The organism is Acetobacterium sp. UBA5834, from assembly GCF_002435675.1.
Taxonomy (GTDB): domain Bacteria; phylum Bacillota; class Clostridia; order Eubacteriales; family Eubacteriaceae; genus Acetobacterium; species Acetobacterium wieringae.
In genome coordinates this window covers 147,409-171,249 of sequence record NZ_DJGY01000060.1, presented here as the reverse complement: position 1 = coordinate 171,249, position 23,841 = coordinate 147,409, and the positions used below count along the sequence as shown (strand labels likewise).

20 protein-coding genes are annotated in these 23,841 nt (G+C 47.5%); 15 read left to right on the top strand and 5 right to left on the bottom strand.

All coding sequences use genetic code 11. From position 1 onward, the window contains the following. Nucleotides 1-59 precede the first annotated feature (59 nt). From B3F51_RS12340 to B3F51_RS12285, 12 genes are all read left to right on the top strand, one after another. On the top strand, nt 60-2,060 hold the full coding sequence (locus B3F51_RS12340) for a bifunctional metallophosphatase/5'-nucleotidase (protein WP_286947372.1): 2,001 nt from the start codon (nt 60-62) through the stop codon (nt 2,058-2,060). 178 nt (nt 2,061-2,238) lie between these two features. Next, on the top strand, nt 2,239-2,718 hold the full coding sequence (locus B3F51_RS12335) for a nucleoside deaminase (RefSeq protein ID WP_228882886.1): 480 nt from the start codon (nt 2,239-2,241) through the stop codon (nt 2,716-2,718). Beyond that, the gene (locus B3F51_RS12330) at nt 2,711-3,847 is read left to right on the top strand and encodes a DUF362 domain-containing protein (protein WP_286947371.1); all 1,137 of its coding nucleotides are present in this window, start codon (nt 2,711-2,713) and stop codon (nt 3,845-3,847) included. Before B3F51_RS12335 ends, B3F51_RS12330 begins: the two co-directional genes overlap by 8 nt. A gap of 530 nt (nt 3,848-4,377) precedes the next feature. Next, a complete protein-coding gene (gene ilvC / locus B3F51_RS12325) occupies nt 4,378-5,370 on the top strand; it encodes a ketol-acid reductoisomerase (protein ID WP_286947370.1) in 993 nt (330 codons plus the stop codon). Nucleotides 5,371-5,592: 222 nt separating this feature from the next. After that, entirely contained in the window at nt 5,593-7,146 is a 1,554-nt protein-coding gene (locus B3F51_RS12320; protein ID WP_286947369.1) for a 2-isopropylmalate synthase, read from the top strand. 16 nt (nt 7,147-7,162) lie between these two features. Continuing rightward, nucleotides 7,163-8,746, top strand: a complete 1,584-nt coding sequence (gene cimA, locus B3F51_RS12315; RefSeq protein WP_286947367.1) for a citramalate synthase — start codon at nt 7,163-7,165, stop codon at nt 8,744-8,746. Between the two features lie 51 nt (nt 8,747-8,797). Further along, nucleotides 8,798-9,859 carry a 3-isopropylmalate dehydrogenase gene (leuB, locus tag B3F51_RS12310; RefSeq protein WP_228882895.1) on the top strand — a complete coding sequence of 354 codons (1,062 nt, stop codon included), beginning with the start codon at nt 8,798-8,800 and terminating at the stop codon, nt 9,857-9,859. A 188-nt stretch (nt 9,860-10,047) separates the two neighbouring features. Continuing rightward, nucleotides 10,048-11,712, top strand: coding sequence for a dihydroxy-acid dehydratase (ilvD, locus tag B3F51_RS12305; RefSeq protein ID WP_286947365.1), 1,665 nt, complete (start codon nt 10,048-10,050; stop codon nt 11,710-11,712). Nucleotides 11,713-11,900: 188 nt separating this feature from the next. Further along, complete coding sequence (ilvB, locus tag B3F51_RS12300; protein ID WP_286947363.1) at nt 11,901-13,562, top strand: biosynthetic-type acetolactate synthase large subunit; 1,662 nt, start codon at nt 11,901-11,903, stop codon at nt 13,560-13,562. Between the two features lie 303 nt (nt 13,563-13,865). Then, the gene (locus B3F51_RS12295; protein ID WP_286947361.1) at nt 13,866-14,543 is read left to right on the top strand and encodes an L-fuculose-phosphate aldolase; all 678 of its coding nucleotides are present in this window, start codon (nt 13,866-13,868) and stop codon (nt 14,541-14,543) included. Further along, nucleotides 14,515-15,597 (top strand): GGDEF domain-containing protein, encoded by a 1,083-nt coding sequence (locus B3F51_RS12290; RefSeq protein WP_286947359.1) that lies wholly within the window; start codon nt 14,515-14,517, stop codon nt 15,595-15,597. The genes B3F51_RS12295 and B3F51_RS12290 overlap by 29 nt, the downstream gene beginning before the upstream one ends. 139 nt (nt 15,598-15,736) lie before the next feature. Further along, nucleotides 15,737-16,969: a chloride channel protein gene (locus tag B3F51_RS12285; RefSeq protein WP_286947357.1), complete on the top strand. Its 1,233-nt coding sequence runs from the start codon at nt 15,737-15,739 to the stop codon at nt 16,967-16,969. Nucleotides 16,970-17,043: 74 nt separating this feature from the next. Here B3F51_RS12285 and B3F51_RS12280 read toward each other — a convergent pair whose 3' ends face one another. Then, nucleotides 17,044-17,589: an HdeD family acid-resistance protein gene (locus tag B3F51_RS12280; protein WP_286947355.1), complete on the bottom strand. Its 546-nt coding sequence runs from the start codon at nt 17,587-17,589 to the stop codon at nt 17,044-17,046. Between the two features lie 201 nt (nt 17,590-17,790). On the opposite strand from B3F51_RS12280, the gene B3F51_RS12275 reads away from it, so the two are divergent. From B3F51_RS12275 to B3F51_RS12265, 3 genes are read left to right on the top strand one after another with little or no spacing between them, the layout of a single operon-like run. Further along, nucleotides 17,791-18,210: a DUF6325 family protein gene (locus B3F51_RS12275; RefSeq protein ID WP_070372799.1), complete on the top strand. Its 420-nt coding sequence runs from the start codon at nt 17,791-17,793 to the stop codon at nt 18,208-18,210. Continuing rightward, the gene (locus B3F51_RS12270) at nt 18,211-18,513 is read left to right on the top strand and encodes an SHOCT domain-containing protein (protein WP_070372798.1); all 303 of its coding nucleotides are present in this window, start codon (nt 18,211-18,213) and stop codon (nt 18,511-18,513) included. A gap of 14 nt (nt 18,514-18,527) precedes the next feature. Next, a complete protein-coding gene (locus tag B3F51_RS12265; protein ID WP_286947351.1) occupies nt 18,528-19,823 on the top strand; it encodes a cation:proton antiporter in 1,296 nt (431 codons plus the stop codon). An 83-nt stretch (nt 19,824-19,906) separates the two neighbouring features. Here B3F51_RS12265 and B3F51_RS12260 read toward each other — a convergent pair whose 3' ends face one another. From B3F51_RS12260 to B3F51_RS12245, 4 genes are read right to left on the bottom strand one after another with little or no spacing between them, the layout of a single operon-like run. Then, nucleotides 19,907-20,947 (bottom strand): ABC transporter substrate-binding protein, encoded by a 1,041-nt coding sequence (locus B3F51_RS12260; RefSeq protein WP_286947349.1) that lies wholly within the window; start codon nt 20,945-20,947, stop codon nt 19,907-19,909. A gap of 19 nt (nt 20,948-20,966) precedes the next feature. After that, the gene (locus B3F51_RS12255; RefSeq protein WP_286947346.1) at nt 20,967-21,746 is read right to left on the bottom strand and encodes an ABC transporter permease; all 780 of its coding nucleotides are present in this window, start codon (nt 21,744-21,746) and stop codon (nt 20,967-20,969) included. Then, the gene (locus B3F51_RS12250) at nt 21,743-22,588 is read right to left on the bottom strand and encodes an ABC transporter permease (RefSeq protein WP_286947344.1); all 846 of its coding nucleotides are present in this window, start codon (nt 22,586-22,588) and stop codon (nt 21,743-21,745) included. The genes B3F51_RS12255 and B3F51_RS12250 overlap by 4 nt, the downstream gene beginning before the upstream one ends. Then, a complete protein-coding gene (locus B3F51_RS12245) occupies nt 22,575-23,639 on the bottom strand; it encodes an ABC transporter ATP-binding protein (protein ID WP_349680223.1) in 1,065 nt (354 codons plus the stop codon). The genes B3F51_RS12250 and B3F51_RS12245 overlap by 14 nt, the downstream gene beginning before the upstream one ends. Nucleotides 23,640-23,841 lie beyond the last annotated feature (202 nt).

Below are 23,841 nucleotides of genomic sequence, written 5' to 3'. Positions count from 1 at the left end.
ATCCCGTAGAAAAAATATATAATGGGTATAAAATACCAGAAAGCCAAAAAGGAGTTGTGATGAAGAAGATTAACAAAGTTCTTGGTTGGGTATTGGTGTTAATGATGGTTACTGGCTGTTTTGGCACCACCGCCTTTGCCGCCACCGTCAACGACGATCAGACCATCACCCTTAAGATCATTCATACCAATGACACCCATTCCCGTTATAGCTACAGTGTTAAAAACAACACCATCGGTTATGCCAAGCTTAAAACCATCATCAATCAGGAAAAGCCCGATCTGGTGGTGGATGCCGGGGATATTTTTCATGGCCAGTCCTTTGCCACCATCGAAACCGGCGGTTCGATTGCCGAACTGATGGCAGCGGTGGGTTTTGATGCCATTGCACCCGGCAATCACGATTTTAATTATGGCAGCGCCCGATTGCTGGAACTGGGCACCATGGCCAATACTAAAATTTTAGGCAACAATGTGACCTATAGCGAATCCGGCAAGCCCTTTTTTAGTGACGATTATCTAATTAAAGACATTGTTGTGGATGGTGAAGTCATCCGAATTGGTGTCTTTGGATTGATCAGCCCGGATATTTACTCCGATACGGCCCCGGCCAATGTGGCGGGGTTGACCTTTGGTACCCGGGAATCGGTGCTGGTCGCCGCTCAGCAATCGGTGGCGGCGCTGGAAGCCCAGAACTGCGATGTGATTGTTGCCCTGACCCATATCGGTGATTCGGATAATGGCACCTTAATGCGCAGTGATGCCATCGCCGAGGGCGCCCCGGGAATCGATGTGATTGTTGATGGTCATACCCATGATGTCGAAAACCGCGAAGTCAACGGCACCCTGATTGTTCAGACTGGCTGCTACTCCAGTGCCGTGGGTGAGGTTGAATTGACACTGAAAAAAGCAGTGGCGCTGGCGGGCCGGATCGAAGTTCCGGAAGCGGAGAATTGGGAAGTAGCACCAACCGAAGAAATAGCAGCCGAAGAAACAACAGCAGATGAAGCGGTCACGGTAGAACTGTTTGAACCGGAAATGACAGAAGAAGAAATCCCGGCGCAAGCTGGCGGGGACGAAAATGTCAGCGGAGAAACCGACGTCGAAGCGATCCAGGCGTTGGCTGAAAAAAGTACATTAGAGCTGACGCCGGAGATTCAAACCGATGCGACGGAAGTTTCCTATCTGGTTGTGAGTAAAACGGAAACCCTGACAACTGTCGCCCAGGCAACCGATGAGTTGATTCCCGCTGATCCGACGGTGGCGGCTTTGACGGCAACCATTGAAGCCCGGGAAGAACCCATCAAAAAACAGGTGGTCGGAAATACCCCGGTAAAACTGGGTGGACCCACCGACAATATCTGGCAGGATGTCCGGTTGGGCGAGCTAAACCTGGGTCGAGCTCTATCCGACAGTTATCGTTTTGTTACCGGCGCCGAAATTGCGGTGGAAAACGCCGGGGGAATCCGGGCTCAGATTCCGGCCGGGGAGATCAACAAGGGACAGGTGATCGACGTCCTGCCCTTTGGTAATTATCTGGTGACCAAACAGGTGACCGGCGCCGACATCAAAAAAATGCTGGAAACCAGCATCGAAATCGGTGTTAACAACCAGATTGCCAAAGACAAAAATGACAATTCCTGGCCCGGCAACAGCGGCAGCTATCTTCAATGGAGTGGCATCACCGCCGCCTATGATTTAACGAAACCAGCGGGCCAACGGGTGTATTCGGCCAAGGTCGGTGGAGTGGATTTGGACCCCAATCGCACCTACACCCTTGCCTGCAATAATTATCTGGCCACCAGCAAAGACTACCCGGGCTTACAGGCGGCAGCCATCATCAATGAGTATTCAGCCTGTGACGAAGCCTTTATCAACTATCTGCAGAACGCTGGTAACGACCGTTTTATGGCAGCTATTAACACACCTAATGTAACCGCCGGAGCCGCCCCGCAACCGGTACTCAATCCGCAGTCAGTGCAACCGGGCCAAAAGCAGTCGGCCAATAATCCCCGTACCGGCTATGGACAATGGGGCTGGGGACTTGTTTTAGGCAGGTAATTGCTAAAGTGTGCGGAGCTTTGCTGCCTGTTTACATCAAACAATTTTCACACTGTTCGGCCTACAGGCTGTGGCCTGTTCGCCTACACGTTACAAAATTGTTTATGAAAACAGACATCAAAGCAATCGAGTTTTTCGGTGTAAATTACCGAATTACTTTGATTTTCAATGAAGGGAGGTGCCATCTATCGACAAAAAATACAGCTTTCAGGAGCTGATGGCCCTGGCCATCGAGACCGCCAAAGCCGGGGCCGAAAAAGGCGAGGTTCCCATCGGGGCAGTGCTGGTTTGCGATGGCAAGATCCTGGTCCGGGCCCATAACCAGAAAGAAAGTCTGGCCGACCCAACTGCCCATGCCGAAATGCTGGTGATCCGGTCCGGGGCCGAAAAACTGGGGCGCTGGCGGCTGGACGACTGTCAGCTCTATGTTACCGCCGAACCCTGTGTGATGTGTATGGGGGCCATTATTCAAGCCCGGATTCCGGTGCTGGTTTATGGTGCTGCCGAAAAGAAATTTGGCGGGGTCGAATCGACGGCCCGGCTGGGCCAACACCCGATGCTCCCCAAACAGATGGCAATCTACCCGGGTATCTGTGAACAAGAATGTGAAGAAATACTGAAAGATTTTTTCAAACAAAGGAGAAATGAAGATGAGTAGCAAATCAAAGGTGTATTTTACGACCTTACGGACAACGGGTTCTAATAATATTTTAAAAAAGCTGGAAAAACTGGTCACTGCCGCCGGCATGACCGAGATTGATTTCGAAAATAAATTTGCGGCCATAAAGATCCATCTCGGTGAACCGGGAAATCTGGCCTATTTAAGACCCAACTATTCCAAGGTGATCGTCGATATGGTTAAGGAAAAAGGTGGCAAACCCTTTCTGACTGATTGCAACACCTTATATGTGGGACGGCGCAAGGATGCTCTGGAGCACCTTGAAGCCGCCTACGAAAATGGTTATAACCCCTTCACTACCGGCTGTCATGTTATTATCGGCGATGGTCTCAAGGGCACCGATGACATTGAGGTACCGCTGGCCGGCGGGGAATGTGTCAAAAGCGCCAAAATCGGCCGGTCGATTATGGATGCCGATGTCTTTATCTCAATGACCCATTTCAAAGGCCATGAAAACACCGGTTTTGGCGGGGTACTGAAAAACATCGGAATGGGTTGCGGTTCCAGGCGGGGAAAGATGGAAATGCATTCCAACAGCAAACCCTTTGTTAAAGAAAAGAAATGTCGCAGTTGCAAGATGTGTGGCAAAATCTGTGCCTTTGGAGCCATTTCCTATCGAGTCGAGGATGGCAAAGCCCGGATCAACGATGAGCTCTGTGTTGGCTGCGGTCGCTGTATTGGGGTCTGTCCCTTTGATGCCATTTCGCCCAAATATGATGAAAGCAATGATGTCCTCAATAAAAAAATTGCTGAATACACTAAGGCTGTCATTGATGGCCGTCCGCATTTCCACATCAGCTTTGTTATCGATGTGTCGCCTAATTGTGACTGCCATGTTGAAAACGATCTGCCGATTATTCAGGATGTCGGTATTTTTGCATCTCAAGATCCGGTGGCCTTGGATATGGCCTGTGCCGACGCCTGTAATAAGGCCCGGATTCTCCGGGGTAGCTGTGCCGAGGAACGGATTATCGAAAGTGAAGCTGAGGATCTCGCCAATCTGGATGTCTTTACCCTGGTTCACCCCGAAACCAACTGGCAGGTCTGTGTTGATCACGCTGTCAAGCTGGGGCTGGGCAATAAGGAATATGAGATCACCGAGGTTTAAGGTTTGGCTTTACAATGGTTCAAACTAGAAACCGATATCATGATTTCTCTGATATTTTATGATTGACAAAGGCAGAATAAATCGATATAATGACTCAAATACTTAAAGTAAGCAAAAAAATAAACAAATAAAACAACTGCTATGACCAAGAGAAAGATACCGATAATTGTATTTAAGAGAGTTGGAGGATGGTGTGATTCCAATAGTACAATGGTATGTAATACTCACTTGCGAGCTGCCAACCTGAACATTTACCCAATTAGTAGGGAAGGCCGTGATCCCGTCCGGGATGTCAACGTTAAATGACTATGGTTAGGTTCGCCTTGCGTTCAGACCAGAAGAGGAAATAGTTGTAAAGCTATTTTAAATTTAGAGTGGTACCGTGGATACTTATATCCGCCTCTGTTGTTATACAGAGGCGGATTTTTTTAGTTTACACAACTAACGTGAGTATATAATGGTCACATCAAGTGAATTTATATAATTAGAAAATTAAATTATTGAAGCATTTCAAGGAGGAAATTTAAAAAATGGCAAAATTATTTTACGATGCGGATTGTAATCTGGGGTTACTCGATGGAAAAACAGTTGCAATTATTGGATACGGAAGTCAGGGTCATGCTCATGCCCTGAACCTGAAAGAATCAGGGGTCAATGTCATTGTTGGTCTGTATGAAGGCAGCAAATCCTGGGCGATTGCTGAAGAAGCCGGCTTAAAAGTTATGACTGCCGCTGATGCCACCAAGGCTGCGGATATTATCATGATTCTGCTTCCTGATGAAAAACAGGCAGCAATCTACAAAGAAAGCATTTTACCAAACCTTGAAGCAGGCAACAGTCTGGTTTTTGCCCATGGTTTTAATATTCATTATGGCCAGATTATTCCCCCAGCTGACGTTAATGTTTTCATGATCGCACCAAAGGGACCAGGACACACCGTTAGAAGTCAATATCAGGAAGGCCGTGGGGTTCCCTGTCTGATTGCTGTTTACCAGGATCCATCCGGCAATACCCATGATCTGGGTCTGGCTTATGCATCCGGAATCGGCGGCGGCCGGGCTGGTATTCTGGAAACAACCTTTAAAGAAGAAACCGAAACCGATCTTTTCGGTGAACAAGCGGTTCTTTGTGGTGGGGTTACTGCCCTGATGAAAGCCGGATTTGAAACCCTGGTTGAAGCTGGCTATCAACCAGAAAGCGCTTATTTTGAATGTGTCCATGAAATGAAACTGATCATCGATTTAGTTGTCCAGGGCGGACTGGGCTACATGCGTTATTCCATCAGTGATACCGCTGAATATGGTGATTATATCACGGGCAGCAAAATTATCACTGAAGAAACTAAAAAAGCCATGAAGGGTGTTCTTAGTGACATTCAGGATGGTACCTTTGCCCGTAACTGGATCCTTGAAAACCAGGCCAACCGCCCATACTTCAACGCTGTAAGACGAATTGAAACAGAAACTCAGGTAGAAAAAGTTGGCGCAGAATTACGAACCATGATGTCCTGGATTAAAAAATAACAGACACAAAAAGGATAACCCAGTACCGACAATTGTTACATCATGTTGTGACCTAGGGGTCAGACCCTACGCATCGGAGCGGACACGGTGTAGCCTGTCCGATTCCGTAGCGAACAACAGATTAACAATTGGTCGGTACGGTAGTTTATCGACAACCTCAAAGGCAGAAGACCTTCTGCCTTTTTTTATAACAAAAAAACAAAATAATTAGGAGGAGATGCAATGAGCAGAATAGTAAAAATATTTGATACCACCCTTCGAGATGGGGAACAGTCACCGGGTTGCAGTATGAACCTGAAAGAAAAATTAGAGATGGCGAAACAACTCGAACGCCTGAGAATTGACGTCATTGAAGCCGGGTTTGCCATTGCATCTCCTGGTGATTTTGAGTCGGTTCAACTGGTTGCCAATGAGATTAAAAATGCCACGGTGGCCAGCCTGGCCCGCAGTACCGAAAAAGATATCAGTACCGCCTATGAAGCCTTAAAAGGCGCAGTGAATCCCCGGATTCATTACTTTTTGGCAACCTCGGATATCCACATGGAATACAAGCTGCGGATGTCCCCGGACGCGGTGCTGGAAAAAGCCATTGCCATGGCCAAATTTGCCCGTAACCTGTGTGGTGAGGTGGAGTTCTCGGCTGAAGATGCCTCCCGAACCCGGCCGGAATTTTTATACCGGGTGCTGGAAGGGGTTATCAATCAGGGGGTTACCATTGTCAATGTCCCGGATACGGTGGGTTATACGACTCCCGGTGAATATTTTAAATTTATCGAAGGCATTCGCAACAACGTTCCCAACATTGATAAGGCTACCATTTCTGTTCATGTCCATGACGATTTGGGGCTGGGGGTCGCCAATTCGCTGGCGGCCATTCAGGCTGGCGCCGGTCAGGTGGAATGTACCGTTAATGGCATCGGCGAACGGGCTGGTAATGCCGCCTTGGAAGAAATTGTCATGGCCCTCAAAACCCGTTATGATGTTTACCAGGTCGATACAAATATTGACACCACCCAGATCTACCGGTCCAGTCGCTTGTTATCCAAGTTAACTGGGGTTCGGGTTCAGCCCAATAAAGCGATTGTCGGCGAAAATGCTTTTGCTCATGAATCCGGCATTCACCAGCACGGGATGATGGCCAATAAAGAAACCTATGAAATTATGACACCGGAATCGATCGGTTTAAAAGAAAACAAAATGGTGCTGGGCAAACATTCTGGCAAGCATGCCTTTGTGGATAAGCTGACCTCACTGGGTTATAGCCTCAGCGAAGAGGAGATCCTGGATTTATTCAATCAGTTTAAGGTTCTGGCGGATAAGAAAAAAGTTATAACTGATAAAGATATTCTGGCCCTGGTCGAACAAAAACAATTGGCCATTCCCGAGGTTTATTCCCTGGATCGCTTTGTTATCAGCACCGGGAATACCATTTCCACCGCTGCCACCATCCGCTTACGGAAAAATGGTGATCTGATCGAAGCGGTATCGCTGGCCGATGGACCGATCAGCGCCGGGTTTAAAGCCATCAGTGAATTGGTTGACTGTGAACTGACCCTGATTGATTATGGGGTGACCGCTGTTACCGATGGCACCGATGCCCAGGGTGAAGCCCAGGTAAAAATATCCGACGGCACCCATGTCTACCATGGCCGGGGACTCAGTACCGACATTATCGATGCCAGCCTGAAAGCCTATGTTGACGCCGTAAACCAGATGCTTTACATAAAAGACAGTCAAAGCACAGAAACCCAGGAACAAGTAAGTTCAAAACCGTGATAAGGGGGAAATGGGAATGTCAGAAAAAATATTAGTCTTTGATTCAACCCTCAGAGATGGGGCCCAGGCCGAAGGAATATCCTTCTCGGTCGAAGATAAAATCCGCGTGGTCGAAACCCTCGATAAAATGGGGATTGATTACATTGAAGCCGGAAACCCCGGTTCCAACCCCAAAGACATCGAATTTTTCAATCGCATCAAGGGCATCCGTCTTAATCATGCCAAGCTGGTGGCTTTTGGCAGCACCCGCCGGGGTGGTATTGCCGTGGAGGATGATGCCAATCTCAAGGCGATTCTCGAAACAGAAACCCCGGGGGTGGCCATCTTTGGTAAAAGCTGGACCTTTCACATTACCGATATCATCAAAACCACCCTGGCCGAAAATCTGAAAATGATCGAAGAAACGATGGCCTATTTAAAAGCTCAGGGAAAAGATGTCACCTTTGATGCCGAACATTTCTTTGATGGTTATAAAAACGACCCGGCCTATGCCATCGAAGCCCTGCTGGCAGCCCAGGAAGGGGGAGCCGATTGTCTGGCCCTCTGCGACACCAACGGCGGTACCCTGCCCTATGAAATTCAGGAAATTGTCACCGATGTCCGCCAGAAACTACGGATTCCCCTGGGGATTCATTGCCATAACGACAGCGGGCTGGCGGTGGCCAACTCACTGATGGCTGTTTATGCTGGCGCCCGTCAGGTTCAGGGAACCTTCCTAGGCTATGGCGAACGCTGTGGCAACGCCAATCTGGCTACCATCATTCCGAATCTGCAGCTAAAAATGGGTTTCCATTGTCTGGCGGAGGAAGAACTGCAAAAACTGACCTCTTCGGCAATTCGGATTGCCGAGATTTCCAATTACGCCCTCACCGGGCGTGAACCCTTCGTCGGTAAATCGGCCTTTGCCCACAAGGGCGGCATGCATATCGACGCCGTGATGAAAAACCCGGCTTCTTTTGAGCATGTCTCACCGGAAGCCGTCGGCAACGAACGGCGGATTCTGATGTCCGAGGTTTCCGGCCGCAGCACCATCATCCAGCTGATTAACGAGGTCGACCCCAGTCTGACCAAGAAATCCGACGAAACCACCCGGGTGATGGATCGGATCAAAGAGCTGGAATACCAGGGCTATCAGTTTGAAGGGGCCGAAAGCAGCGTCAAACTGCTGATCCGCAAAGAGCTGGGGCTGCACAAGCCATTTTTCACCCTGGAAGATTTCAAAACCATTGGTGAACAAACCCATACCAAAGAAGCCCTCAGTTCCTCCGCCGTGGTTAAAATCAACGTCGACGGTCAATCAGAAATCAATGCGGCTGAAGGGGATGGCCCGGTCAATGCCCTGGATAAGGCCCTTAGAAAGGCCCTGGAAGTCTTTTACCCCAAAATCAGCGAGATTCGTCTGACCGACTTTAAGGTCCGCGTCATCGATTCCAAATCGGCTACGGCCTCCAAGGTTCGGGTGCTGATTGAAAGCTCTGATGGCATCGACATCTGGACCAATGTCGGGGTGTCCACCGATATCATCGAAGCCAGCCTCATTGCCCTGATTGATTCCATTGAATATAAGCTACTTAGCGATGAAGAACTGGAAAATAAATAAATTAAACGATCATCTAAATTACAAAATTATTTTGCAAAACGAGGAGAACAAATGAATTATAAAATAGCCGTGATTCCCGGAGACGGAATCGGACCTGAAATTGTCGGAGCCAGCATCAAAGTTTTAGATAAAATTGCTGAAAAATTCAACCATACCTTTAATTATACCGAAGTATTAGCTGGCGGAGCCGCCATCGATGCTTGTGACAACCCATTACCCCAGGAAACCGTGGACATTTGTCTGGCCAGTGACGCCGTGCTGTTGGGTGCCCTGGGTGGGCCTAAATGGGACAATCTGCCGGGTGATAAACGACCGGAAGCTGGTCTGCTGGGTCTGCGAAAAAGTCTGGGCCTGTATGCCAATCTGCGACCAGCCATTCTTTATGAAGAATTAAAGGCGGCGTGTCCGCTGAAACCGGAAATTATCGGTGACGGCCTGGATATTATGGTGGTTCGGGAGTTGACCGGTGATGTCTATTTCGGTGAAAAAGGCCGGGACGGTGATGAAGCAGCCTGGGATATTATGAAATACAGTCGGCCAGAAGTGCTGCGGATTGCCAAAAAAGCCTTTGAAATTGCTATGAAGCGTGGGAAAAAAGTGACCAATGTCGATAAAGCCAACGTTCTGGAAGTTTCCCGCTTCTGGCGCAGTTGTGTTGAAGAAGTGGCCAAAGACTACCCGGAGGTCGAACTGAACCATTTGTATGTGGATAACGCCGCCATGCAGCTGGTCATTAACCCCAAACAGTTTGACGTGATTGTGACCGGTAACCTGTTTGGTGATATTTTATCCGACGAAGCCAGCATGATCACCGGGTCCATCGGGATGCTGCCATCTGCCAGCATGGCTGATGGCAAGTTTGGTATGTTTGAACCGATTCATGGCTCGGCTCCCGATATTGCCAACCAGAATAAAGCAAATCCGATTGCCACCATCGTCTCGGTAGCGATGATGCTGCGCTATTCTCTGGATCTGACGGCGGAAGCCGATGCCATTGAAGCCGCCGTTCAAAAAACCCTGGCTCAGGGCTACCGCACCGGTGATATCTTCAGTGAAGGCATGACCCTGGTTGGCACCGTTGAAATGGGCCAGAAAATAATCGAAAACCTTTAGAAATTTCTGAACGAACATAAATTTCGGTTTGTAGTGGCGGTTGTCAACCGCCTGCCGCCCCGGTAATTCAAATCAAAAAATATTTATTTTGTAGGGGCGAGGGTCTGACCCCTTGGTCATCCGTGATCGCCCGCACCCTCAATTCGAGTTATTAGAAAATATCAAAACCACAACAGAAAGGATATCAAATGAAAAGTGATCGTGTAAAAAAAGGCGTCGAAACAACGCCACAACGTTCTTTATTCAAAGCCATGGGTTATATTGACGAAGAACTGGAGCAACCTTTAATCGGGGTGGTCAATTCCTTTAATGAAATTATTCCCGGCCATATCCATTTAAATACCATCACCAAAGCCGTCAAGGAAGGTGTTCGCATGGCCGGGGGAACCCCCATTGAATTCCCGGCTATCGGTGTTTGCGACGGCATCGCCATGGGTCATGTCGGAATGAAATATTCGCTGGCGTCCCGGGAACTGATTGCTGATTCCATTGAAATCATGGCCACCGCTCATTCCCTTGATGCGCTGGTTTTGATTCCCAACTGCGATAAGGTGGTTCCTGGTATGCTGATGGCGGCCGCCCGGCTCAATATTCCCGCCGTGGTTGTCAGTGGTGGGCCAATGCTCACCGGTAAAGCGGTGGGTCAGAAAGACACCGATTTAAATACCGCCTTCGAAGCGGTGGGCGCTTTTAATGCTGGCAAAATTGATGAAACTGAGCTGAAATCCTTTGAAGATTCGGTTTGCCCGGGTTGTGGCTCCTGCTCCGGAATGTTTACCGCCAACAGCATGAACTGCCTGACCGAGGTGTTGGGCATGGGTCTGCCTGGTAACGGCACCATTCCCGCGGTATTTGCGGAACGGGTGCGACTGGCAAAAAAAGCCGGGATTCAGGTCATGGAAATGTGGAAACGGGATATCAAACCTCGGGACATCATGACCGATGCCAACTTCAGAAATGCTTTGGCCTGTGATATGGCCCTGGGCTGTTCCACCAATAGTATCTTGCATCTGCCAGCCATTGCCAACGAAGCCGGCGTCTGCATCGATCTTCAGGAAGTCAATGAGATCTCTGCCAAAACGCCCCACCTGTGTAAGCTGGCCCCGGCCGGAAATCACCATCTGGAAGATCTTTACTTTGCCGGTGGGATTCAGGCGGTGATGAAAACTTTGGCCGATGCCGACCTGATCGATACCGGCCTGATGACCGTTACCGGTAAAACCATTGCTGAAAACTTAACCTGCGTGGTCAATAAAAACCCCGAAGTGATCCGACCACTGACCAATCCCTACAGCCCCACCGGTGGTCTGGCCGTGCTCTTTGGCAACCTGGCCCCGGATGGCGGTGTCGTTAAACAGGGCGCTGTGGCTCCGGAAATGTTAAAGCATGAAGGACCGGCCCGGGTGTTTAACTCTGAAGAAGAAGCGACTGCTGCCATCAAAGCCGGTAAAATTGTGGCCGGTGACGTCGTGGTAATCCGCTATGAAGGCCCCAAAGGCGGCCCGGGAATGCGGGAAATGCTGTTCCCAACCTCGGCCATTGCCGGGATGGGACTGGATAAGGATGTGGCTTTAATCACTGACGGCCGTTTCTCGGGAGCGACCCGGGGGGCCTGTATTGGTCATGTTTCGCCGGAAGCGGCGGCGGGTGGCACCATCGGTTTGATTGAAGAGGGCGACATCATTGCCATTGACATTGTTAACCGTTCTCTGGCTGTCAAGGTGGATGATGCCGTTTTGGCCCAGCGTAAAGCGGCCTGGGTACCGCTGGAACCCAAGATCAAAACCGGTTATCTGTCCCGCTACGCCCGACTGGTCACCTCTGCCTCCACCGGGGCTGTCTTTGAAAAATAAAAAATAAAACCACCGGGCGGGTACTACCCGCCCCTCAAACAAAATAATTACAATTATCAAATTAAAAATAACTAACGATAATCCCGGTTTGTAGGGGCGAGGGTCTGACCCCTTGGTCATCCGTGATCGCCCGTAAGCGACCCGACAAACTAATTAATCTCAACCAAAAACAGAAAGGAAGTGAAGATTTGAATAACAAAGAATTATTATTAGGGTCGGAAATCACCGTCCGCTGTCTGGAAGAACAGGGTATCAAACATGTCTTTTCATTCCCCGGCGGGGTGGTCATTCCATTATTTGACGCCTTTTACCGACTCGACCATGATATTACTGAAATTGGCCCCTGTCACGAACAAAATGGGGTTCACGCCGCTGATGGCTATGCCCGAACCAGTGATACGGTGGGGGTCGCCATTACCACCTCTGGCCCTGGTGCGACCAATGCCATCACCGGAATTGCCAATGCCTATCTGGACTCGGTGCCCCTGGTTGTCATCACCGGACAGGTGGCTTCGCCTTTACTGGGCAAGGATTCCTTCCAGGAAATTGACATCACCAGCGTGACCATGCAGATTACCAAGCATAATTATCTGGTTACCAATGTAGAAGACCTGGCCGACACCATTCGGGAGGCTTTTGTCATTGCTCAATCGGGACGGCCTGGCCCGGTTGTAATCGATATTCCCAAGGACATCTTCCTGGCCAAAACCGAATACCAGAAAATGTTTATTCCCAAGCTGCGCCAGATCTATCCGGACATCAAGGAATCAAAAATATTAGAAGCGGTAACCGCAATTAACAAGGCCCAGCGACCAATGATCTATGCCGGTGGCGGGGTGCTTAAATCCAAGGCCCAGGTCGAACTGCTTGCCTTTGCCGAAAAATCCGGGATTCCGGTGGCCAACTCGCTGATGGGCCTGGGGGGCATTCCCCGGGATCACGAGCTGTCGATGGGAATGGTGGGGATGCACGGCTTCCAGGAAACCAATCTGGCGGTTATCAATTCCGATCTGCTGATCGCCATCGGCGCCCGCTTCAGCGACCGGGTTACCGGTAACTGCGATGCCTTTGTCCGCAATAAAACGATCATCCATATCGATGTGGATCCCACTGAGTTTGCCAAAAATATCCCCGCTGAAATTCAGATTCAGGGCAATATCAAAGATGTGCTGCCGCTGCTGACCAAAGACATTGAAGAAAAGACCTATCCGGAGTGGTATAAAAGAATTAAAGAATGGGTTATTCCCTGTGCCGAAAAAGGGGATTACCACCCCAAGAACATTCTCAACACCATCAACGCCGCCTACCCGGAAGCCTTTGTGGTCACCGAAGTGGGCCAGCATCAGATGTGGGTTGGCCAATACTGGAATGTCAAGCGTCCGGCGCAGTTTATTACCTCCGGCGGTTTAGGCACCATGGGCTATGGCCTGGGGGCATCCATCGGCGTTAAGCTGGCCAACCCTGATGCCGATGTACTGCTGGTGGCCGGGGACGGCAGTTTCCGGATGAACTGTCAGGAACTGATCACTGTCAGCAAATATAAGATTCCCTTAAAAATTTTCCTGTTTGACAACGAATCGTTAGGGATGGTCCGGCAATGGCAGAAGCTGTTCAGCGACAAACGTTATGCCCAAACCGATATTGTCCAATGCACCGACTACATCATGCTGGCCGCTGCCAGTGGTATCCCTGGTTACAAGGTCACCAACATGGAAGAACTGAATCAGACTCTGGAAGCAATCAAAGATCAACCGGGACCCTTACTGGTTCATGTCAAGATCTCCAACGAAGAAGGGGTTTACCCGATTGTTCCGGCTGGCTGTGCCATCGACGAGATTTATTACGAATAGGATGAGATAACCACAAAATTATGTAAACTATATGGGGATTTTGTGATGCGGAAACTCATTAGGTAGCCCTCTTTTAAACAGTAACCTCAAATGCCCCAAAACTATAATCAAAAATCAAGAAACTTTGCCGCTGGAGCAGATCACACTGCGGCAAAGTTTTTCTTTTAGTATAAAATTTTGACACATCATGCGCCACACATTGTCTAGCTTACTTGTCTGTGTTAAAATAGATGAATAATAATCAATAAAACAGATCTGTTTTTTACAGGTTAAGTAAACGTTATCTTAGCAAGAAGGTGAAAAATGCTTTTACAAAAAGAACGGGAAGATGTGGTGAAGTATTGCCGCAAGATGATTACGGCCGGATTAACCAAAGGAACCGGTGGCAACATCAGTATTTTAAATCGGGAAAGGGGCCTGATGGCAGTCAGCCCCAGTGGTATCGATTATTTTGAAACTGCGGCGGACGATGTGGTGGTGATGGATCTCGATGGGAATATTGTTGATGGCAACCGAAAGCCCTCCAGTGAGTATGAACTGCACCGGATCTTTTATGTCAGGCGGGATGACATTGCAGCGGTGGTTCATACCCATTCAGTTTATTCCACCGTTTTGGCAACCCTGCGCCAGCCCCTGCCAGCGTCCAGTTACCTGGTGGCCTATTCGGGCTTGGATGTGCGCTGCGCCGATTATGCCTCCTTTGGCACCCGGGAACTGGCAGAAAAAACTTTTGAGGCGATGCAGGATCGTTTTGCGGTGTTGATGGCCAACCATGGTTTATTGACGGGCAGCAAAGATATTCTCAATGCCTTTAACATTGCCGAACAAATTGAGCATTGCGCCGAGGTTTATGTAAAAGCCCGGGCCATTGGCACCCCGGTGATTCTGGGTGAGGATGAAATGGCAAGGATGGTCGTCAAGTTTGGCCGTTTCTACGGTCAGAAAGTGTCCCATGATGAATCAGATGAAAAAGATGAGTGAGGAATCGATGGAAAAAAGCAAGAATCTGACACGTCTGGAAAAAAATTACCTGGAAAAGAAAAAAACGGCGACAGAAAATAAAAAGCTTTCGGGGCTTAAAATTGGGATTTGCGTAATCCTCTTTATAACCGTTATTTTTCTTCAGGTGCGGCTCTCAGCCTTAAGTAATATCGCCGGAGTTATCGCACAAATTCAAGTGATGGTGTCGGTTTATCTGGTGGTCGCGGTACGGGATAAAGGCTACTTGATTGCGGTGGGTATAAATATTTTAGCCTCGCTACTGGTACTCTTCGGGGTGGTAATCGGCCGGGGGAATCTGGAGGCAATCCTGGGGGTGGTGGTGCCCCTGTGTACCATCATCACGATCAGTATTATTTCTTTTTATGAGCATAGTTTCAATGCCAAATTAAGTGAAATAACCGAACAAAAGAGGGAACTCAGTGCCCTCTACGACGAATTGGCCAATTCGGAAAAAGAATTCTTACAACAGAATGTTAAGTTGAAGGAACTGAACCGCAAGATGAAGCAGCGGGAGGTGCGGCTTGATTATCTGGCCTTTACCGATGTTTTAACCGGACTGCCAAACCGTGAGATGCTGATTGGTAAGCTTGATGCCCTGGTTGACCGCTATCAGGAAGAAGCGGCACAGTTTGCTGTGGTGTTTATCGATCTGGATAATTTTAAAAAAATTAATGATTATAAAGGCCATTATATTGGGGACTTGCTGCTAAAAGCCATTGCCGATAAAATAAAGAAGATTATTTTTCAGGAGGACATGCTGGGACGTCTGGGTGGCGATGAATTTACGCTGATTATTCAACGTGATCTCACGGAAATAGAAATTTTAGAGTATGTTGAGAAAATTCGCACGGCACTGCTGGAGACCTTTGTCATTGAGAATATGCAATTAAATATCAGTGCCAGCTTCGGGATAGCACTTTACCCCCGGGATGGAATCACCACGGCAGAACTGCTGAACTATTCGGATAGTGCCATATACAAGGCCAAAGAATTTAGCAAGAATCGAGTACAATTCAGCACCGAACGGCTGTAGCCGTGGTGCTTCTAATTTTAAAACGCGATGGATGCGATTGCGAGTTTGGGTAAAATTAGGGTATAATGACTTTAATAACGTCATTGGCGACGGGTAACAAGCGGGCGCTTTGTGACGTGAACGCATCAGGAGGTGAAACGTGTGGCTTGAGCTGAAAAAGAACCTGGTGATGATTCTGGTTGTAGGTTTTTTAGGCGGAATCATTGGGGGGATCACCTGGCTGATTCTCTTTTTATTAAATCATGGCATTGAAATTATCTGGCATGTTATCCCGGAAAATCTAAATTTAACTGCTTATCCGTTGGTGGTTTGTGCGCTGGGAGGGGTGCTGGTCGGCTTATGGGAAAAACGCTTTGGCCCCTATCCCAGAGAACTTTCGGAAATCATGGCGGAGGTAAAAAGCGGAGAAAAGGTTCCCTATAATAATCTCCATATTGTTGGGATGGCGGCACTACTGCCTCTAGTTTTCGGTGGCAGTCTGGGACCGGAAGCCGGGCTTTCCGGGATTATTGTGGGCTTATGCTTCTGGTTTTCCGACAAATTGAAATTTGCCCTGGCAGAAGTGGATGAAATCGCCGAAATTGGGATGGCAGCCACCATTGGCGTCATTTTTAATTCAACCTTATTTGGGTTTGTCAATCAGATTGAGGATGACGGCAGTGTAAAAAAAATACCAAAAAATACCAAGATCTTATTGTATTTTGTGGGAATTCTTGGTGGGCTGGGGGCATATCGGTTATTGTCCCATGCAATCGGTGGCGGACCGGGTCTGGGAAATTTTCCGGAGATAAAAACCCTGGGAACCAATGAATGGACACTGGTGATTCCCCTGGCTCTGGCAGGGAGTCTGTTGGGGATGCTTTATTTCATCTTTAAGAGCATTGTCAAAAAAGCCATTCATCCGCTTAAAGATAAAGTGGTGGTAAAAGCGGTGGTAGCCGGTGTGATTCTCGGCGGGGTGGGGATATTTTTACCCTACACCATGTTTTCCGGAGAACACCAGATGACGGGACTGATGACGGGCTGGGAAAGCATTGGTGTCGGGCTACTCTTTGTAACTGCCATTGTCAAACTGCTGATCACCAATATCTGTTTGGAACTGGGCTGGCGGGGTGGCCATATTTTCCCGGTAATTTTTTCCGGGGCAGCAATTGGCTATGCGTTTGCGATTTTACTACCCATCGATCCCATTTTTTGTGTGGCTGTGGTTGCTTCTGGTCTCACCGGAGCAATCCTTCGAAAACCATTGGCGGTAATTTTATTATTGCTGATTATGTTTCCCCTGAGTGCGATTATTCCACTGGTGATTGGCGCTGTGATTGGTAGCGCCATTCCGGTTCCGGGATTTTTGGGACTTGATCAAACAGAATAAAAAAAGATCTGGGCGCTGAGCTCAGATCTTTTTTAAAGCGTATACAAAAAAGTAACAGTTTTTGGATACAATACTTATTGCTCTGCAGGATGGCTTGACATGGTGGAGGCAAATAGGGCAATTCCACCGACGATTAAATAAATACCGGCAATGATTGAGAAGGCAAAAAGCATGACGTAGGGATTAAAGAGGAAGAAGAAGCCAAGAATGGTGTTGATAATCCCAGCTGCCAGCAGCCAGCCAGTACCAGTACCGCCCTGTTTTTTCATCACTGATGAAGCGGTGATCTGATTGATGCCCGTAAACAAGGTCATAAAAGCTAACATAAAGCCGAAGGTTTCAGCTCGGGCCAAAGCCGGTGCAAAGATAAGCAGAAAACCAAGAATTACGGCCATGATTCCGGAAGTCAGGCTCCAGCCATTTTTAATTTCACTTTTGGCATAGTCATAAATCATAAAAACACCATAAATCATTAACCCAATAACGAAGATCCAGATCATCATGTTGACAAAGAATTGCGGTGCAACAAAGACCCCAATCCCCAGTAAAACCATAATAATTGAAGCGGCGATCCCCAGACCTTTGTGGCCTTTCGTTACATTACCGACAACATTTTCCATTTTCAAACCTCCTAGTAAGAATAATTTCTGTGAACTGATATAAGTTCTCTTTTATTGATTCCCCAATTTTAAATGTCTAAACAAATATTTTAAATTGTTGAATTAAAAATATTTTGGGTAAATAAACAACGAATAGTACACAAGAATTCAAAATCTAAACATGGGTCGTATATCATCACGATATACAGAAGGGAGAAACAGATGCGTGGTCCAATTGATTACATTGTCCTGGAGTTTGAAGGGAACCAGTTTAAAGGAGAGGTGCTGAGTGCCCTAACCGATGCGGTCAGCAAGAAAATAATCAACGTGCTTGATCTGGCGGTGATTCTCAAAGATGAGAACGGCAATGTGGTGTCGTTGGAACTGAATAATCTGGATGGTGAACTGGCCCAATCCATTGCTGCTCTGCACCGGGAAAAAGCGGGGTTGATTTCCATGGAAGATACCGAAGAAGTTGGTGAGGTACTGGCACCCAACAACGCCGCCGGGTTATTGATCATTGAACAATTATGGGCAAAGGATCTTAAACGGGCCCTGATTAATGCTAATGGAAAACTGGTTTCAGAAGGGCGAATCCATCCGGATGCCGCCGCCGAATTGGATGAAGAGGAGGAAAATTAAATGGCCGGATTATTAAGAGGAGTAGCCAGAACTGCCGTTGTGGCTGGAACGGCCACAGCCGTATCAAATAATGTCAGTCGTCGCCAGGCCCAGCGGTTTGCCCAAAAAGATCAGCAGGCTTATGCTCAGCAACAGCAACAAGCCTATCAACAGCAGCAGGTTTCTCAGCAGCAAAGCTACCAGCAGGATGTGGATTTTGACGAACAACTGGCTCAATTAGCCAAGCTGGGTCAGCTTCGTGATCAGGGAATCCTAACGCAACAGGAGTTTGAGGCCAAGAAGCGACAAATTTTAGGCGTTTAACGGATAACAGATCGATGTATAATTTTAATGAACTGCTGATTCTATTTACGGTGGTGCTTTTTTTGGTGGTGGTCTTTAGCTTTATCAATGAAAAAACAATCAAACTACCCTATGAAATTGGATTGGTCGTTTTTGGATTCGGTTTTTGTCTGATTCTGATCCTGCTTCAACAGCTGCATGCCTTGACATTGCCGGAAGAATTGCTGGATCTGGTTAAGCAGTTCAATTTCAATGATTTTCTGATTCACGGGGTTCTATGTTTCATGCTTTTTAGCGGCGCCTCCCGGATTAAATTCAATGACTTTGATGAGGATAAGTTTTTAATTGGTAGAATGGCAATCATTGGAACGATGGTATCAATTCTTATTTATGGCAGTCTTTTTTACGGATTGGCCTATTTATTTCAGCTAAACATGAGTTTTCTGGAGGCCTTGATTCTGGGATCGATTGTGTCGCCATCAGATCCCATTTCAGCCATGAGCATCCTCAGCAAGGTGGGCCTGCCCCACCGATTGTCTTTGATTATTGAAGGCGAGTCACTGTTTAACGATGGGGTAGCGGTGGCAATTTTTGCCACCCTGATGAGTATTCTTGAACAAACCGGCACCGAACTGACCCTGGTCAGCTTTGTCTGGGGGCTGTTTGCCGATATTCTAGGGGCGGTGGCGGTTGGACTGATCGTTGCACTGTTGTTGTCAGTGGTCTTTAAACAGACCAAAAACCGATATATTAAAATCTTTACCAGTATTCTAACGGTGATGTCGGCTTATCTGATCTGCGAATATCTCGGTTTTTCCGGGCCGATCGCGGCCGTCATCTGCGGACTCTTTTACGCTACCGGAATTGCCCGCTTGCAAAAACGGGGGATGGATGAGGAAATCCAGGAAATCCATGACCTGTTTTATGATTTCTGGGGAGTGATCGATAACCTGTTAAATGGGGTTCTGTTTTTACTGGTAGGGCTTTTGTTTGTGGATATCCGCAATCTCGAAGGATTCTCCAATCTGGGGATTTTGATCATTCTGATTGGTTCAATATTAATCAATACTATCGCCCGAACCGCTGGTGTATTCGGAAATGTGGTCTTTGTAAAAAATCTACCATTAAAAATGTCAAAATTCAGTTTTACGGTATTTTTCACCTGGGCTGGCTTAAAAGGAGGGCTTTGTCTGGCACTGGTCATGGGTACGGGGACTTCGCTGGCGGCGGATACCTACAGCATTTTTCTGATTGCCACCTATGCCATTGTGCTGTTTACCACGGTATTTCAGGGACTCACCGTGGGTAAGGCATATGAGCGATTGAAATAATAAGGGTGAAAACGTAATAACACAAGAAAAGAACAACCCTCCCGGAAAAATAATCTCCGGAAAGGTTGTTCTTTTGTTTTATATTATTTGGATACGTTTATCTCGGTCCAGGCCCGGTTGTAAATCTCCATCACATCATTGGGGAGATCTTTAAAGATTTCGCTGCGGGCCAGATCTTCTTTGCTGATGTTAAAACCGGCATTTTCAGACCAGCTGGCATTCAGTAGGGCCAGGGCCGGAGCGTTGGGTGAGGAGTAACCGACATATTCAATATTTTTGGCGGCAATTTCCGGAGTCAGCATAAAATTGATGAATTGTTCGGCTAATTCCGGGTTTTTGGCATTTTTGGGAATAACAAAATTATCGTAGAAGGCATTGGAACCTTCCTTGGGAACCGCAAAATCAAGACTGTCGGTCTCACTCATGATAATCGCCGCATCGCCGGAGTAAACCACTGCCATGGCGGCATCACCGCTGGCCATTAAGCTCTTGACATTATCGGTGACATAAGCCATCACCAGCGGTTTCTGGGCAATCAGGGCATCCCGGGCGGCATTGATATTGGCTTCACTGGTTTCATTCATGGAGAAACCCAATCGCTTCAACGAGACGCCCATACTGTCGCGGATGCTGTCGTACATTAGAATTTTGGAAGCGTACTTGTCGTTCCAGAGCAGATTCCAGCTGTCCACCGGGTCGGTGACTTGCGCCGTGTTATAAACAATTCCCAGAACCCCGTAAAAATAAGGTACCGAGTATTGATTGCCGGGGTCAAAGGCCAGATTCTGGGCCGAAGCATCGATATTGGCCAGATTAGGGATATTGTCTTTTGTGATCGGTCGGAGCATTTCTTCCTGGATCAACCGTTCAATCATATAATCAGAAGGCACCAGGACATCGTAGGTGTCAGATGAGTTTTTGACCTTGACATACATGTCTTCATTGGAGGTAAAGGTTTCATAATTGACCCGGCAATTGTATTCTTCTTCAAACTGAGCGATCACCTCCGGATCCATATAGTCACCCCAGTTATAAACCGTCAGCTCGGCCCGATCATCAGACCCGCAGCCACCAGCCAGAAAGGGCAGACACAGTAAGACAAAAATTAATACGATTTTTTTCATTCTTTTCTCCTCATAAGCTTTATTGAATATTTTTAATCCCTTTTTCACTGCGGATGTTGATTAGGACTAACAAGACCATGATACATCCGAACATAATGGTTGACAAGGCATTGATTTTGGGGTTGATGCCAGCCTTGGCCATGGAGTAGATGGTGATGGACAGGTTACTGACCCCGTTGCCGGCGGTAAAAAAACTGATGACGAAATCATCGATGGATAGGGTAAAGGCGATCAGGGCGCCGGAGGTCACACCGGGTAGAATTTCCGGGAACAGTACCTTCCAGAAAGCCTGTCGAGGCGTTGCACCGAGATCCAGGGCGGCCTCGAAAATATTTTCCGGCAGCCGGTTAAACCGGGGCAGCACCGCCAGGATCACATAGGGAATACAAAAGGTGATGTGGGCAATAATGATGGTGGTAAGGCCCATTTTCATGCCAATAAAAATAAACAGCGACATCAGGGTGATCCCCATGACAATATCCGGTACCAGCACCGGAATGTTATTGAGCAACAGGTAGGGGCGTTTCAGTTTAGAACGCATCCGGTAAATGCCCAGAGCTGAGACTGTTCCCACAAGGGTGGAAACAGTGGTGGCTACTACGGCAATGATCAGGGTATAATATAAGGCCTGGAGGATGTAGCGATCCTGAAAAAGCATTACATACCATTTCAGGGTAAAGCCAGCCCAGGGCCCCATGATTTTTGAATCGTTGAAGGAATAAATAATCAGCACTAGAATCGGGGCGTATAAAAACAGCAGGATCAGACCAAAGGCCAGGTTTTTAAAGAATCTTTTCATAGCAGCTGCCCTCCAGTGTCAAGTTCTTTCCCGGTAATTAAACGGGCAATACCGAGAACCAGAAAGATTATCGTCATCAGAACCATTGATATTGCTGAGCCGAAGTTCCAGTTGTTCAGGGTTAAAAACTGCTGTTCAATGAGATTACCAATCAGCATGTATTTACCGCCGCCCAACAAGTTGGAAATGACAAAGGTGCTGACCGCTGGCATAAAGACCATCATACAGCCGGAAACGATCCCAGGCAGACTCAGCGGTAATTTGATTTTCATAAACATCTGGAAGTGGTTGGCCCCCAGATCGGTGGCGGCCCGTAACAAATCCGGGTCGATTTTTTTTAAGGAAGTATAAATCGGTAATAGCATATAAGGAAAGAAGTTATAAACCATCCCTAGAATCACCGCTGATTGGGTGTACAGCAGACTGACATCCCGGAAGCCCAGCAGGCCGAAAAATTGGGAGATCAAACCGCTGCCGCTGAGCAGTACCATCCAAGCGTAGGTACGCAGCAAAAAATTGACCCACATGGGAATGATCATCAACACAATCATCATATTTTGGCGATGACCGGGTAGCGAAACGATCAGGGTCCCCAGGGGATAGGCAATCAGAAAACAGATCAGGGTAGCAATGACGGCATATAAAAACGAGCGGTATAATAATTCCAGATACACTGGATCCATAAACTGCTGATAGTTTTCCAAAGTAAAGGTGTAGATCCCGGCCTTAAAATCCGGGTTGGATAAAAAGCTGAACCAGATCACCACCAACAGCGGAACCGCAATAAAAATCAGCATCCACAGACCATAGGGATAGGCGATGTATTCCTTAAATGATTTCATGGTCGTTGTCCTTTTTCATGATGTGAATATTATTGGGGTCAACCTGGATGCTAATTGGGTCTCCGGCGAAAAATTCCCGGGTGGTGTGAATCAGCCAGTTGATGCCCTGACAGGTCAGGACAATTTCATAGTGCATCCCCAAAAAGGTCACCGTTTCAATGAAACCATCAAGAAAGCCAACGCCAGGGGGGAGAATTTCGATATCTTCCGGACGGATGACGGTGAGCACGGCTTCATTTTCCTCAAAGCCTTTATCGACACAGGGAATGGCCACTTCCTGAAGTTTAACCAGACAGTCTTTAAGCATTACTGCCTCGAGAATATTGCTTTCGCCAATAAAATCAGCGGCGAAGGCGTTTCGGGGTTCATTGTATATGTCCACCGGTGAGCCGATCTGCTGAATCCGGCCGCGGTTCATAATGATGATGGTATCGGACATGGTCATTGCTTCTTCCTGATCGTGGGTGACGTAAATAAAGGTGATCCCGGTTTTTTTCTGAAGATTTTTCAGCTCCAGTTGCATATTTTTGCGCAGCTTGAGATCCAGGGCTCCCAGGGGCTCGTCCAGCAGCAGCACCTGGGGATGATTGACCAGCGCCCGGGCAATGGCGACCCGTTGTTGCTCACCACCACTTAGGGAATTGACATCCCGTTGTTCATGGCCCTGAAGATTAACCATTCGCAGCATTTCTTGAACCAGCCGATCGATTTCGTCTTTGGATTTCTTTTGAATTTTTAGTCCAAAGGCAACGTTGTCATAGACATTTAAATGGGGGAACAGGGCATATTTCTGAAAAACCGTATTAATCGGCCGTTTATTGGCCGGGATATTGAGCAGGGTTCGTCCTTCAAAAAGAATGTCTCCAGAGTCCGGGGTTTCAAATCCCCCAATCATTCGCAGCAGGGTGGTTTTACCACAGCCGCTGGGGCCGAGGATGGTCAGAAATTCATTGGGGCGGATGGAAAAATTAATTTCATCAATGATGGTTTTATCCCCATAGTGTTTAACCAGGTTATTAACTTGTATAATCTTTTCGGTATTTTTTTTCAATTCATAAATCCTCCGTGGTATCGAAACCATCTATTTAAGCAAAAAAATCCCCAGGCTTTCCCCAGGGTTGATTAAGCGATTCATTGCTTATGGATAAGCACTATTACAATAATTTATTCTAACATGTAATCAAGCGGATAGCAATGAAATTAGAATTGGCAACCGGGATTTTTAAATGAAAAAAACAGAGTCATGCTCCGTT

What these genes read in the sequence shown, in the direction of transcription:
- B3F51_RS12340 (WP_286947372.1), top strand. Translation starts at nt 60, where the DNA reads ATGAAGAAGATTAACAAAGTTCTTGGTTGGGTATTGGTGTTAATGATG.
- B3F51_RS12280 (WP_286947355.1), bottom strand. Translation starts at nt 17,589, where the DNA reads ATGGAAAATGTTGTCGGTAATGTAACGAAAGGCCACAAAGGTCTGGGG.
- B3F51_RS12275 (WP_070372799.1), top strand. Translation starts at nt 17,791, where the DNA reads ATGCGTGGTCCAATTGATTACATTGTCCTGGAGTTTGAAGGGAACCAG.
- B3F51_RS12270 (WP_070372798.1), top strand. Translation starts at nt 18,211, where the DNA reads ATGGCCGGATTATTAAGAGGAGTAGCCAGAACTGCCGTTGTGGCTGGA.
- ilvC (WP_286947370.1), top strand. Translation starts at nt 4,378, where the DNA reads ATGGCAAAATTATTTTACGATGCGGATTGTAATCTGGGGTTACTCGAT.
- B3F51_RS12320 (WP_286947369.1), top strand. Translation starts at nt 5,593, where the DNA reads ATGAGCAGAATAGTAAAAATATTTGATACCACCCTTCGAGATGGGGAA.
- B3F51_RS12255 (WP_286947346.1), bottom strand. Translation starts at nt 21,746, where the DNA reads ATGAAAAGATTCTTTAAAAACCTGGCCTTTGGTCTGATCCTGCTGTTT.
- cimA (WP_286947367.1), top strand. Translation starts at nt 7,163, where the DNA reads ATGTCAGAAAAAATATTAGTCTTTGATTCAACCCTCAGAGATGGGGCC.
- B3F51_RS12250 (WP_286947344.1), bottom strand. Translation starts at nt 22,588, where the DNA reads ATGAAATCATTTAAGGAATACATCGCCTATCCCTATGGTCTGTGGATG.
- B3F51_RS12290 (WP_286947359.1), top strand. Translation starts at nt 14,515, where the DNA reads ATGATGAATCAGATGAAAAAGATGAGTGAGGAATCGATGGAAAAAAGC.
- leuB (WP_228882895.1), top strand. Translation starts at nt 8,798, where the DNA reads ATGAATTATAAAATAGCCGTGATTCCCGGAGACGGAATCGGACCTGAA.
- B3F51_RS12265 (WP_286947351.1), top strand. Translation starts at nt 18,528, where the DNA reads ATGTATAATTTTAATGAACTGCTGATTCTATTTACGGTGGTGCTTTTT.
- B3F51_RS12260 (WP_286947349.1), bottom strand. Translation starts at nt 20,947, where the DNA reads ATGAAAAAAATCGTATTAATTTTTGTCTTACTGTGTCTGCCCTTTCTG.
- B3F51_RS12330 (WP_286947371.1), top strand. Translation starts at nt 2,711, where the DNA reads ATGAGTAGCAAATCAAAGGTGTATTTTACGACCTTACGGACAACGGGT.
- B3F51_RS12295 (WP_286947361.1), top strand. Translation starts at nt 13,866, where the DNA reads ATGCTTTTACAAAAAGAACGGGAAGATGTGGTGAAGTATTGCCGCAAG.
- ilvD (WP_286947365.1), top strand. Translation starts at nt 10,048, where the DNA reads ATGAAAAGTGATCGTGTAAAAAAAGGCGTCGAAACAACGCCACAACGT.